The organism is Syntrophales bacterium, from assembly GCA_030018935.1.
Lineage (GTDB): Bacteria > Desulfobacterota > Syntrophia > Syntrophales > CG2-30-49-12 > CG2-30-49-12.
Map to the genome: position 1 here is coordinate 1 of JASEGZ010000014.1, position 12,985 is coordinate 12,985.

At 45.5% G+C, this 12,985-nt stretch carries 15 protein-coding genes and 1 pseudogene; all 16 read right to left on the reverse strand.

Annotated features, from left to right (window positions below; translation table 11 throughout):
• Positions 1 to 1,478, reverse strand: a 1,478-nt coding sequence (gene cysS, locus QMD03_04140) for a cysteine--tRNA ligase (protein MDI6776423.1), incomplete at its 3' end; no start/stop codon positions are given.
• A gap of 21 nt (positions 1,479 to 1,499) precedes the next feature.
• Positions 1,500 to 2,537 carry an N-acetyl-gamma-glutamyl-phosphate reductase gene (argC, locus tag QMD03_04145; protein ID MDI6776424.1) on the reverse strand — a complete coding sequence of 346 codons (1,038 nt, stop codon included), beginning with the start codon at positions 2,535 to 2,537 and terminating at the stop codon, positions 1,500 to 1,502.
• Positions 2,538 to 2,645: 108 nt separating this feature from the next.
• A complete protein-coding gene (gene rpsI / locus QMD03_04150; GenBank protein MDI6776425.1) occupies positions 2,646 to 3,038 on the reverse strand; it encodes a 30S ribosomal protein S9 in 393 nt (130 codons plus the stop codon).
• Positions 3,039 to 3,221: 183 nt separating this feature from the next.
• Positions 3,222 to 3,650: a 50S ribosomal protein L13 gene (gene rplM / locus QMD03_04155; GenBank protein MDI6776426.1), complete on the reverse strand. Its 429-nt coding sequence runs from the start codon at positions 3,648 to 3,650 to the stop codon at positions 3,222 to 3,224.
• An 80-nt stretch (positions 3,651 to 3,730) separates the two neighbouring features.
• On the reverse strand, positions 3,731 to 5,971 hold the full coding sequence (gene lptD, locus QMD03_04160) for an LPS assembly protein LptD (GenBank protein ID MDI6776427.1): 2,241 nt from the start codon (positions 5,969 to 5,971) through the stop codon (positions 3,731 to 3,733).
• A 5-nt stretch (positions 5,972 to 5,976) separates the two neighbouring features.
• Positions 5,977 to 7,242 (reverse strand): folylpolyglutamate synthase/dihydrofolate synthase family protein, encoded by a 1,266-nt coding sequence (locus QMD03_04165; protein ID MDI6776428.1) that lies wholly within the window; start codon positions 7,240 to 7,242, stop codon positions 5,977 to 5,979.
• Positions 7,243 to 7,326: 84 nt separating this feature from the next.
• Positions 7,327 to 8,121, reverse strand: coding sequence for a 3',5'-cyclic-nucleotide phosphodiesterase (locus QMD03_04170; GenBank protein ID MDI6776429.1), 795 nt, complete (start codon positions 8,119 to 8,121; stop codon positions 7,327 to 7,329).
• A 135-nt stretch (positions 8,122 to 8,256) separates the two neighbouring features.
• A complete protein-coding gene (locus QMD03_04175; protein ID MDI6776430.1) occupies positions 8,257 to 8,511 on the reverse strand; it encodes an EF-Tu/IF-2/RF-3 family GTPase in 255 nt (84 codons plus the stop codon).
• An 81-nt stretch (positions 8,512 to 8,592) separates the two neighbouring features.
• Complete coding sequence (rplQ, locus tag QMD03_04180; protein MDI6776431.1) at positions 8,593 to 8,967, reverse strand: 50S ribosomal protein L17; 375 nt, start codon at positions 8,965 to 8,967, stop codon at positions 8,593 to 8,595.
• A gap of 62 nt (positions 8,968 to 9,029) precedes the next feature.
• Positions 9,030 to 10,016, reverse strand: a pseudogene (locus QMD03_04185) (DNA-directed RNA polymerase subunit alpha).
• A gap of 160 nt (positions 10,017 to 10,176) precedes the next feature.
• Positions 10,177 to 10,803, reverse strand: a complete 627-nt coding sequence (gene rpsD / locus QMD03_04190; GenBank protein ID MDI6776432.1) for a 30S ribosomal protein S4 — start codon at positions 10,801 to 10,803, stop codon at positions 10,177 to 10,179.
• A 125-nt stretch (positions 10,804 to 10,928) separates the two neighbouring features.
• Positions 10,929 to 11,324: a 30S ribosomal protein S11 gene (rpsK, locus tag QMD03_04195; protein MDI6776433.1), complete on the reverse strand. Its 396-nt coding sequence runs from the start codon at positions 11,322 to 11,324 to the stop codon at positions 10,929 to 10,931.
• Between the two features lie 31 nt (positions 11,325 to 11,355).
• The gene (gene rpsM / locus QMD03_04200; GenBank protein ID MDI6776434.1) at positions 11,356 to 11,724 is read right to left on the reverse strand and encodes a 30S ribosomal protein S13; all 369 of its coding nucleotides are present in this window, start codon (positions 11,722 to 11,724) and stop codon (positions 11,356 to 11,358) included.
• 26 nt (positions 11,725 to 11,750) lie between these two features.
• Complete coding sequence (gene rpmJ / locus QMD03_04205) at positions 11,751 to 11,864, reverse strand: 50S ribosomal protein L36 (GenBank protein ID MDI6776435.1); 114 nt, start codon at positions 11,862 to 11,864, stop codon at positions 11,751 to 11,753.
• 60 nt (positions 11,865 to 11,924) lie between these two features.
• On the reverse strand, positions 11,925 to 12,143 hold the full coding sequence (gene infA, locus QMD03_04210) for a translation initiation factor IF-1 (protein MDI6776436.1): 219 nt from the start codon (positions 12,141 to 12,143) through the stop codon (positions 11,925 to 11,927).
• A gap of 75 nt (positions 12,144 to 12,218) precedes the next feature.
• Positions 12,219 to 12,968, reverse strand: coding sequence for a type I methionyl aminopeptidase (gene map, locus QMD03_04215; protein ID MDI6776437.1), 750 nt, complete (start codon positions 12,966 to 12,968; stop codon positions 12,219 to 12,221).
• Between the last annotated feature and the right edge of the window lie 17 nt (positions 12,969 to 12,985).

Here is a 12,985-nt window from a genome sequence, read left to right on the forward strand (position 1 = left end):
TCAATTTCCCATGTGGCGCCGGAGGGGGTATCTTTGAGGCTCACCCTTTTTTCTGCAAGGAGACGTCTGATCTCATCGGCTTTCCCCCAGTCCTTAGCCTCTCTTGCCACCCGTCTTTCCTCAATCAAATGCTCAATTTCTTTAATATCCAGGCCCAGTTTCCCAACTTTTCTGTCCCTGGCCCGGCAAAAATAATAGTCAGGTTCATCCAGAAACAAGCCTAATATCCTGCCAACTTCCTCAAAATACCTCTTTGCCGTATGGAGGACAAAGAGTGTCTCGGAACAAATAACGAATTGTTCATCCGCCATATAACCATTGATGAGTCTTACGGCATCGAAGATATAACCAATGGCCCTGACCATATTGAAATCATCATCCATGGCTTCCAGAAATTTTTCAGACAATGCCGCAAGCCTGTCGCACACATCTCTATGCCTCCCCTGAAGCTTCTCAAGGGAAATCTGAGAGTAATCCATCTTACGGAGCAGAATATCCTTGATATTTTTCAGGGCGGCATAAAATCTGTCCATGCCCAGCCTTGCCTCGTCAAGAGAGTCATCGGAAAAATCCAAGGGGCTTCTGTAATGGCTAGTAAGCATAAAAAGCCTCAATACCTCGGGATGATAGTTTTTCAACATATCCTTTATGGTAAAGGTGTTGCCGATGGATTTCGACATCTTCTCTCCCTTTATCCTGATGAAACCATTGTGTATCCAGAAATTGGCCAGGGGCTTGCCGGAGGCGCCTTCCGACTGGGCAATCTCGTTTTCATGATGGGGGAAGATCAGATCCTCGCCGCCGCCATGGATGTCAAAGGTATCCCCCAGGAATCGTTGACTCATGACTGAACACTCAATATGCCATCCCGGTCTACCCTGTCCCCAGGGACTATCCCACCACGGCTCTCCCTCTTTGCTTGCCTTCCAGAGGGCAAAATCGAGGGGGTTTCTCTTTTTCTCATTCACCTCCACCCTGGCTCCAGCCATCAATTCTTTCAGGTCCCTGCCGGAAAGTTTTCCATAATTTTTCCATTTTTCCACCGCGTAATAGACATCGCCATCTGCCCTATAGGCCAGCCCCTTTTGGAGGAGGGTGTTGATAAGGCTGATCATACCGTCAATATGTTCCGTTGCCCTGGGACTTATGGTGGGTCTGTCTACACCAAGGTTATCCATATCCTCATTGTACGTTCTGATATACCTATCTGCGATCTCGGAGATGTCAACTCCTTCAGAAATCGCCTTTTTAATGATCTTATCGTCCAGATCGGTAAAATTCTTGACATAGATGACATCATAACCACGGCATTGCAGGTATTTTTTAATGACATCAAAGACCACCGCTGAACGGGCATGACCTGCATGGCAGACATCATAGGCGGTAATGCCACATACATAGATGCCAACCTTTCCTTCCCTGAGGGGCTTAAATGTTTCTTTTTTCTTTGTCCGGGTGTTGTATATCCTCAAGGACATTGAATACTCCGGTGGGAAGACTTACGGAAATAGCGGTGCCATATCCAGCCCGGTCTCTTCGTTTATGCCACACACGAGATTCATATTTTGAATGGCCTGGCCGGAAGCGCCTTTTATGAGATTATCTATCGCGGATATAATGATGACTCTCTTCGTTCTCTTATCAGTGACAATACCAATGTCACAGTAGTTGGAACCACGAACGGAAGAAATATTGGGAAACGTTCCCGCGCTGTAAACCCTGACGAATTTCTCACCCCGGTAGAATGCCTGATAAAGGTCAAGCAGTTCGGCTGTGGTCACATCCTTTTGCAGCGTTGCGTATATCGTACTCAGGATACCCCTGTTGATAGGCAGGAGATGGGGGGTGAAGGAAATTCTGATATCATGCCCGGCAAGGCGAGAAAGTTCCTGTTCCATCTCCGGTGTATGGCGGTGCTGACCGATTTTATAAGCTTTAAATCCTTCGTTTACCTCACAGAAGAGTGACCCCACCTGTGGTTCCCGTCCCGCTCCACTGGTCCCCGACTTCGCATCAACGATAATAGATGCACTGTCAATCCATTTTTCTTTCAGTACTGGGGCAAGACCAAGAATAACACTGGTTGGATAACAGCCTGGATTGGCAACAAACCTGGCTTTCCTCACAGCATCTCGGTACAATTCTGGAATACCATAGACTGTCTGTTCGATAATGTCTTGTGCCGTATGTTTGCCATACCATTGTTCGTAGGACTTTACGTCCCGCAAACGAAAATCGGCGCTGAGATCAATAACCTTTTTTCCGGTCTTCAGAAAAATTGGGGCAACTTTCATCGAGACGCCATGGGGAAGAGCTAAGAAGATAACGTCGGCAACACTGGCCACATCTTCTGGAGACGCATCATGGAAGATCAAATTGGTCAGTCCAACAAATATGGGATAAACGTCAGAGACAGGAATTCCCTTGAATCTCCTCGATGTTAGGGCCACAACCTCTGCTTCCGGATGGCGGAGGAGAAGCCGTAAAAGTTCCTGACCGGTGTATCCGCTTGCCCCATATATGCCAATCTTTAACATAATTGTAACTACTCAGGAGTCAGGAGCCAGAAATGTTCAAAACATTTTCTAATATTGTTTTAAGACTTACGACGTAGGACTTAAGACTTACGACTTGTAACTTATTCATTATCGTTTGGAAAACTGGAACCGTTTTCTCGCCCCCGGTTGCCCGTACTTTTTTCTTTCCTTGATACGCGAATCTCTTGTCAAAAACCCCGCCTTTTTCAGCATTAGTCGCAGCCCCATATCATATTCCACAAGGGCCTTAGAGATTCCATGTTTAACTGCACCTGCTTGCCCGGCAATGCCACCCCCACAAACACTAATATAAAAATCAAACTTACCCCTTTTCCCGACAATATCAATGGGCTGCTGGATGAGCATTTTAAGAGAGTCCCTTGTAAAATAGTCATCGAAGTTCCTCTTGTTTACTGTGATGACACCACTCCCCTTTTTCATGTACACCCTGGCGATGGCACACTTTCTCTTTCCTGTGGCATAGAAGCGTTTCTCTGTCATAACCGTCTCCCAAAATTAGTAATCTTGTAAGTGTTCAGCTATCAGTCCTCAGTTTTCAGTTGAAACAGGATGAGAAACCTTTGTAAAATTGAAAATTGGCTTCAGAAAGAGCGAATTTAAGATTTTGAGCCCTTGTGAAGTCAATTTTCAAAGACCTCGATTTCTAATCCCCTAAGGATAGTTTTATAATTCAAGGATCTGTGGACACTGCGCCTGGTGACGATGATCACTCCCGGTATAAATCTTGAGCTTTTTAAGCATCTTCCTTCCCAGGGAGTTTTTGGGAAGCATCCCTTTGACCGCATGGCGCAGAAGATTTACTGGATTGTCCTCCAGCATCTTTCCGGCAGACGTTTTTTTTATGCCTCCCGGATAGCCGGAGTGATGATAGTAAATCTTATCTGTTAGTTTTTTGCCGGTTAGGGTAACCTTTCCCGCATTGACAACGATTACAAAATCTCCCGTGTCCACGTGGGGCGTATAGATAGGTTTATGCTTACCCCGCAGGCGTCTTGCAACTTCACTGGCCAGCCTTCCTAAAACCTTACCATCGGCATCAATGAGATACCAGAGCCTGCGAACATCCTCTTTTCTTGCATTATATGTCTTCATAGGACCAACCAAACCTTTAAAAATTTAAAGGGAGATTTTACATTTATTATATAATATTTGTCAAGGAAAAACTCTCCATTCTACCAGCCTCCGCCCCTGCCGAGGCCATATAGTGAAAAGGACACCATAAACCTCCTGTCATTTTCACTGTCAGAATAGCTCAGCTCGGCGTTCCAGCACTGACGACGGTAATTGAGGCCGTAAGTCCTTTCCACGTATTTGCCATCGAGCTGATTCTTCCTCATTAAACAGGTCATATCCAGAGACTTCGTTATCAGGGCCTTGAGGGAAAGATTGAGCTCCTCCAGAAAATTCTGGGTGTAACGATACCCGAGGGTGGCCGAGTCCCCCCGCCGGTCAGTCAAATGCAAATCATAATTGGCCTGTTTCCATTCCCCCGAATTTACACTAAACCTGTTACGTCCCCGGAAGGAAAAATATTCTGAGGGAACGCAGTCAAGTTCCACGTCAAGATCACCAAAGGGTCTTTTTTCCATTTCCGGACCGGTTACGTCCCCCCTTGCCTCTCCGATATCATAATTCTGGGCCAGTTTGAGGCGGAGAAGTTCACGGTAGCTTATCCTCCCATCCTTCCCCTTCAGCCTCGCCGTAAGGGTATTGATCAGGGCATAAGCTAAATTGTTTTCTCCCGTGACCTCCGTCACAAAATCAGGACGGTTATCTTGAGCGATAACGGTTGCGTAGGTATAAGTCAATTCCGATTTTATATCGTGTTTTATCTTTTCCATCGTTTCGCCGCCTACATCGAAGATACGATGGATCTCCGTGGTAAGGTTCGCACCAGTATTCCATACTTTACGGTCGCCATGTTTATTATCATTTGCCGCCGTGCCGTCATCCCGGTCCCAGAATGTTTCTTTCATCGCCATTTCTGGTGTCAGTTGAAGATAGCCTCCCAGGTTAACAGGCAGAGAAATGGTCGGCTGGACATCGTAGATGTGTCCCTTCTGTCCCTCAGTTCGGTAGTAATAGTCGTAAGAAGCGGCAAGTTCAAAGTTCAGAGGAGTGTCGAAGAGGGGTTGTTTTATACCGGTTAGACGAATTTCCGGATACTTCTGTAAGGTTGCCTCGTTGGAAGCGCTTCGGAAATCGTCGGTGTAACTGATCAGGCCCGTGAGGTTGTACAGTTGCCAGTCCTTGACCAGACGGGCTGTTGAATCCAATGATCCAAGAGATTCATTGCCGAGGAAGGAAACTTTTTTGAAACGCAGTTCTTCACTGGCTGAATAGTGATCGAGATAATAATTGGAGGTGGAAAAGTCTTTAAAATACCAGTTATCGGAGACCCTTGCAATGTCAGTCCTGAGATAGAATCCTTCGCTAAAGGTGGTCTCATGATTAAGGTAAAATGACCACCTTTTCTGGTCGGAGGTCCAGTTTCTGCTAATACCTCCTGATGTTTCAGCCGTCTGCATAGTGTCGTTCAGGAAGTCACCATAAAAGGCGCCCCATGAACCTTCACTGATGAAGTACCTGAATTCCACTCCTTCCTTCCATCCCCTCTTTTCCATGTAGCGCTGGTAGAATGTCGCATCCGTACTCTTCGAAATTGCCCAGTAGAAGGGGACCTCAATGTCCAGGCCATGTCTATCCCGGGAATAGGCAAGACGGGGGAAAAGGAAACCCGATTGGCGGGTTGTCTTGGCGGGAAATATCAGATAGGGAATGTAGAGGATGGGAAAATCTTTCACCAGAAACTTACCGTGTTTTAAGACGCCATAACCATCAACGGTCACATTTGCCTCTCTGGCCGTTAGTTGCCAGTCCGGCGAATCACCATCACAGGTAGTTACCGTGGCGTCTTTTATATTGTAGGTCGCTTCGGATTTCTTCTCGATCTTTTCCCCGCTGAGATAGAAATGATTTTTTTCAATGAACATCTTTCCCCTGTAAACTACTCCTGTCTTTGTAGCGATATCGAATATCACCCTGTCTCCCTCAAGGATATCGCCTTCACTCCTAATCACAACCTGTCCTTCAGCAAGGGCGCTATTCGTGGCCTTATTCAGGACCACGCTGTCTGCTCTCATGATGCCCCCGGAAAAGGTGATGATCACATTCCCCTCTGCATGATAGGTGTCTTTATCTCTGTCATAAGCGATGCTGTTAGCCTCGATGGTAACCGGTCCTTTTGAGGTCTCTCTCTCCATGGCGAATGGGCCAGGGATGGGAAGGAAAAAAAGGAGGATGAAAATGCATGACCATTTATATAATCCTGTGCTGTAAGCAGCGATACGAATCGCCGCCCTCAGAAGAGAATCCGTAGAGTAAAGGCATCTCATTTTCTGGATTAAAATCACAGCGCCTACCTCAAGATTCCAGTAAATGCCTGTTTTATCTCTCCCACAAGGTAAAGCGAACCTGTGACACAGATGAGGTCCTCTTTATCAGCCGTGATGAGGGCTCGCTGGAGGGCCTCAGAGGGTTTTTCTACAACCTCTATAGGGTTTTTGTACCACTTTGCCACCGGCACGAGTTCTTTGGGGGGTACGGCCCTGTCTATGGTCGGTTTCGTGATAATAAGTCTGTCTGCGAGGGAGACCAGTTTATTCAGCATGGCCCTGTAGTCTTTATCATTGAGGACTCCAAAAAGGAGGATTAATTTTTTATAGGAAAAAGACTCTTTTAAGGCGCGGCAGAGGACAGAAACGCCCGCCGGATTATGTGCCCCATCAACAAGGAGCATTGGTGCATATTGAAGAATCTCCAATCGTCCTTCCCACATGGTATCCTTCATTCCTTTAGAGAGGGCACTCTCATCAACATGGAAGCCTCTTGCTGCCATCGTCTCAATAGTGCCAATGGCCAAGACAGCATTTTCCATCTGATGTCTTCCTCTCAAAGGACAGACGAGGTTATGGTAGGTCTTTGCAATTCCTCGGTAGGAAAAAGTGCCATCACGGTGCATCCTGACTTTTATGTCCCTTCCGAGCAGGTATAGCTTTGCCCTCCTCTCACGGCAGATTTCCTCCAGGACTTTTATGACCGACTTTTGCTTTGCCGCACTGATGCACAACCCTCCATCCTTGATAATACCAGCCTTTTCACGGGCAATGTCTTTTAGACGATTTCCCAGATATTCCCTGTGATCGAGAGAGATATTGGATACGACAGATACCGCCGGTGTAACCATATTGGTTGCATCAAGTCTTCCCCCCATTCCTACTTCCAGGACAGCTACGTCTACGTCTTCCCGGTAAAAGTGAAGAAAGGCCACCGCAGTGAGAAATTCAAAGTAGGTCACATCCTCCAGGACCTGTTTTTTCACTTCTCCTATTCTTTCATCCATTTCCGTAGGCGTGATCATAAGGCCATTGATGCGTATCCGTTCTATGACATCTATCAGGTGAGGAGATGTATAAAGACCGACTCTAAATCCTCCCTGGCACAGGATCGAGGCCGTCATTGCCGCGATGGAACCTTTACCATTGGTTCCCGCAATTAAAACGGTCTCGTATTTTCGCTGGGGGTTGTTCAATCTTTCGAGGAGTCGGGAAATGGGGCCAAGGCCCAGACGGATAACTGTGCTACTTAATCCGGAGAGATATTCAAGGTTACCTCGAGATGCCATCTAATTCATATATAATTAGGCACAAAGGCACAGAGTGACAAAGGCACAAAGTCATGTTATTCTCTCCTTTGTGTCTATGTGCCTTTACAACTTTGTGCCTGCATCAAGGGAGTTGATCTGTATCGCTTGGCCGTCTTTGAGGACATGTATTTTTCTATTCTTGATCAGGGTGACCTCGTCTTGAATGGATTGGTGATACTGGAGTTTCATATGATAAAGATAGATGTCAGTTTTAAGGGAATCCAGTTTCTTTAACTCATGCTCCAGACTGCTGGGCGTCAGGTGACCGCTCATATCCGCAATATCTCTCATACTGTCGGGAAGGGATGTCTCCACGAATATAGCTTTCAAATTCTTGATCCTGTTTGCGATTTTCCAGATTTCATCTGTAGGTCCTGTATCACCTGCAAAGATAACAGATCCCTCCCTGGATTCCACTACATACCCCACTGTTTCCACAACATGATGAACCCTGATGGCAGTAACGTCAAGGTTGTCAATCCGAACCTTTTCCCGGGGCCTGATAACCTCAAATTTCAAGACCGGATTTTCTGGAGTGGGAATCACTGAAAAATCAGGCCAGATAATACCGTTGAAGAGATACGTCCGGAGGGCATCAATAATGTACTGTGTACTGAGGATAACGAGAGGATTGTCTTTGTTGAGATAACAGATATTGTCTGCCAGAAACATTATATCCCGTACATGATCAATATGAGGATGAGTGACAAGGATATAACCGATGTTGACCTGTTCTTCCAATGTTAGGATAGAGGTAACAGTACCGGCATCTACCAGAATTTTTCCATTCAGTAAAAAAGCCGTTGCGTTGGCACCCGGAAGCTGTGATCCATAGCAACCCAATATCTTGATGTTCATCTTTTTTTGCCCCTAATGATATGTTGCCATCAGGTAACACAGCTCCCCTCGGCAGTGGCAATAACAAAAATGCCCACTATCACGTATTTCGAGGCATGATACGCAGGCAGCCCCGTCTTGAATACGGGGCTGCGGCTACAAAACTTTAAATACCTCGTCTCCGGGACGGACACGAGCAGGGACCTTAATGCCAATATAGTCGCCTGCCACCGCCTTTTCCACTTTTTTGTTGTTGATCTCAAGCGAATCAATGATGCTTGTTAGATCTGTCGTATGACCTATAAATTTAACTGTATCGCCTATCTTCAACTCGCCGCCCGTTATTCTAACTGCTGCAACACTCGGTTTGGCAAAAAACTTTACCACTTCGCCAATTTTTTCTTCTGCCATGACAAACCCTCCTTCCCTCTCTGTCGTACGTCTTACGTCGTACGTCCTATGTCTTACGACTTACGACTTATGACTTATGACTTATGACTTATGACTTTGTTTTTCGTCAATGAGTTCAATGACGGATATGGGTGCATTATCACCAGTGCGATTGCCAATCTTGATGGTTCTCGTGTACCCGCCATTCCTGTCATGGTACCTATCTGATAGATCGGTGAAAAGTTTTCCCACCACCTTTCGATCCCTTACGTAAGACAGGGCCTGCCTTCTTGCATGAAGATTACCCTTCTTTCCCAGGGTGATCATCTTTTCTACAACCTTTTTCAATTCTTTAGCCTTTGCATCTGTTGTCTTAATCTTCTCATACTTCAAAAAGGAAGTGACCATATTTCTCAACATGGCTTTTTTATGACTTGTTGTTCTACCTAATTTGCTTCCAGACTTTCCATGGCGCATTGAACATCTTCCTTTCCGGCAAGCGATTGGTTTCCTGTATCTTCATTGGATTTTTCCACCACTTTCTTCCCTTTTTTATTCCAGGGAGGAAAATCAAGTCTCATACCGAAACTAAGTCCAGCTTCTGCAAGGATTTCTCTGATTTCATTCAGGGACTTCCTGCCGAAATTTCTTGTCTTGAGCATCTCTACTTCTGTTTTCTGAACGAGCTCTCCGATGGTGTTAATGCCCGCATTTTTCAAACAGTTGGCTGATCTTACAGAAAGTTCCAGGTCATCAACATGCCTTAAGAGCTTCTTGTTAAGCTCCTCTTTTTCGTCAATCTTCCGTTCCTCTTCTTCTTCAACTTCTCCAAAGTTGATAAATATGTCCAACTGTTCCTTTAATATCTTAGCTGCATAAGCTACGGCACTCTCCGGCTGGATACTCCCATCCGTCCACACTTCCAGGATAAGCCGATCATAGTCTGCAATCTGGCCCACCCTGGCATGGGTAACGGTATAGTTCACCTTTTTTATCAGTGAAAACACAGCATCAATGGCGATTGTGCCCTCGGGCTGATCAATATTATTTTCCTTTTGGGCAGGCATATACCCCTTTCCCATCTTCACAACCATCTCCGCCTTAAAAGGTGTTCCCCCGGAGATAGTTGCAATATAGTGGTCCGGGTTCAGTATCTCCACGGTTCCATCAGTTATAATGTCCCCTGCCGTAATAACTCCTTCCCTTGATGTATCAATACGAATAATCCTTGATCCATTCTGACGAAGTTTAAGACGAACACCCTTCAGATTCAGGATAATATCAGTTACATCTTCTTTGACACTTGGAATTGTGGAAAATTCATGAAGGACACCATCAATTTTCACAGATACAATAGCTGCTCCCTGTATAGACGACAGCAATATCCTCCTGAGTGCATTGCCGAGGGTAATGCCGAACCCTCTCTCTAAGGGCTGGCAGGTAAACTCCCCATAAAAACATGTATGTGTACTCTCATCAATTTCAATTCTCTTTGGTCGTATCAGGCTGCACCAGTTTTTTTGCATGGTTCAATACCCTCATCTTTAAGGCACAAAGTGGCAGAGGCACAAAGAGAGACCCTTGCACAACTCGCAAAAGGGGCTTTGAGTGGCGAATGAAAGATCTTTTCTCGAAGAGTAGTAAAAAGCCTCTGTGCCTCTGTGCCTTCCTCCTTAAGTGTTAGAGTTATTTAGAATAAAGCTCAACAACTAACTGCTCATGAACTGGCATCGTTAGTTCTTCACGGGTGGGAAGCGTTTTCACAACCGCCCTGAAGTTATCCTTATCCAATTCCAGCCATTGTGGTACCCCTCGCCTGGCAACTGTTTCCATAGCCTCACGAATCCGCTCCACATTCCTGCTCTTTACTTTTACACTGATTTCATCACCAGCATTGACCAGATAAGATGGAATGTTGACAGATTTACCATTCACCAGAAAATGATTATGCCCGACGAGCTGCCTTGCTTCACTCCTCGAATTGGCAAACCCCATACGAAAAACCATATTGTCGAGTTTTCTCTCTAAGAAAAGCAAAAGGTTGGTACCTGTTATCCCTTTTTGCTTGTCAGCCTTTTCAAAGTATCCCCGGAACTGTTTTTCTAAAAGACCATACATCCTCTTCAGTTTCTGTTTTTCCCTTAACTGAACACCATAGTCGGAGGGTTTTCTTCGTACCTGACCATGTTCGCCTGGGGCATACCCTCGTCTCTCAAAGGCACATTTATCACTGTAACATCTGTCTCCTTTGAGAAACAGTTTTAACCCCTCTCTTCGGCATAATCTGCATACTGATTCTCTATATCTTGCCAAAATACCTTCCCTCCAAAACCTTCAAATATAATCCTTAAGTGTGAAGTTGGAAGTGAGCTAAAGTGCCTAAAGTGAACTAAAATTTTTTAACTTCCAACTTTAGTGCACTTTAGTCACTTTTCCGCTTAAACCCTTCTCCTCTTCGGAGGACGGCACCCGTTATGGGGAATCGGTGTGACATCCCTGATCAGGCTAATGCTAAGGCCTGCTATCTGGAGAGACCTCAATGCCGATTCCCGACCTGCACCGGGTCCCTTCACATAAACTTGGACCCTTTTTAAGCCCTGTTCCTTGGCCTTCTTCGCAGCGTCTTCGGCCGCCATCTGTGCCGCAAAGGGTGTGCTTTTCCTTGAACCTTTAAATCCCTGCACTCCGCCAGAGGACCAGGCAATCACATTGCCACTGAGATCTGTAATAGTAACAATTGTATTATTAAAGGTTGATTGAATGTGAGCAATGCCTTCCGGTATATTCTTTCTTTCCTTTTTTTTTGTTGTCTTCCTTACTGCTGTCTTTGCCATTGTACTTTTCTCCACGTTGGTACAGTAATGGTTACTTCTTTTTGCCGACGGTCGTCCGTCTTGGTCCCTTTCTTGTCCGGGCATTTGTATGGGTTCTTTGACCTCGGACAGGGAGCCCCTTACGGTGCCTTAATCCGCGATAGGTACCAATATCTATCAAGCGTTTCACCGACATGGACACTTCTCTCCTTAAATCTCCCTCAATCTTATGTTCTTTATCGATAATATTCCTTATTGAGGTTATCTCTGAATCAGCGAGGTTGTCTGTCTTTGTATCAAAGCTGACACCTGCCTTCCTAAGTGTCTCTCTCGATTTGGTACACCCTATGCCATATATATAAGTTAAGGCAACTTCCATCCTTTTGTTCCTCGGTAGATCCACTCCCGCAATTCTCGCCACCTGATTACCTCCTGATTATACCGCTCTTATCCCTGACGTTGCTTATGCTTGGGATTCTCACAGATAACTCGCAACACTCCATGTCTTTTGATAATCTTGCATTTATCGCAAATTTTTTTCACGGAAGACCTTACTTTCAATATTCCCATCCTCCATCAGGAAACGGCAACAACTGCCCTCTGTCACCTGTTACCCCGATTCTATTTTGACCTGTATATAATCCTTCCCCGCGTCAGATCATAGGGGGACAGTTCAACAGTCACCTTATCACCGGGGAGTATTTTAATAAAATGCATCCGCATCTTTCCCGAAATATGGGCAAGGACACGATGTCCATTTTCCAGTTCAACACGAAACATAGCATTCGGTAAAGGTTCGATGACCCGACCTTCAACCTCTATAGGTTCTTCTTTTGCCATAAGACCTTCTTTTTCTTGATTTTAAATAACTTTAGGCACTTTAAACTTTAGCTCACTTTAGGCACTTAACTTGAACTACTGTATTTTGCTGAGGATATCCGGACCATTATCGGTGATCGCCACAGAATGCTCAAAGTGGGCTGAGAGTTTTACATCTTCTGTCACGACAGTCCAACCATTAGACAATATCCTGACTCTATGTGTGCCTTCGTTGACCATTGGTTCTATGGCCAGCACCATACCGGCCTTTAATTCAACGCCTCTCCCTCGCTCCCCGTAATTTGGTATCTGAGGTTCCTCATGGAGATTCTTCCCGATGCCGTGGCCTACAAAATCTCTGACAACAGAAAAACCAGCAGCCTCAACGCGCATCTGTACACCGGCAGATATATCACCCAGACGATTTCCGGCTTTTGCCTCCTTTATACCATCATATAAACCCTGCTCCGTGACCTCCATGAGCCTTGCCGCTTCGGGAGAGACGTTACCGACCGGAACAGTTACCGCGGCATCTCCATAGTACCCTTTATAATATATACCAAAATCGAGGCTTATAATATCACCCTCGACCAGAGCCTTAGTTGATGGGAGGCCGTGAACAACTTCAAAATTGACCGAGGTACACAGGGAAAATGGATAACCCCTGTACCCTTTAAACGCTGGCCTCGCCCCCTTCTTCCTGGCCAGTTCGGAGGCTATTCTGTCCAGCTCTACTGTGGTTATACCAGGTTTTACCTTTTCCTTTAATTCGTTCAATATCTCCGCCACAATGAGATTACTTGTTCTTATCTTCTCAATTTCCTCAGGAAGCCTCAAAATAACCATTTCCCAAATTTTTTTCT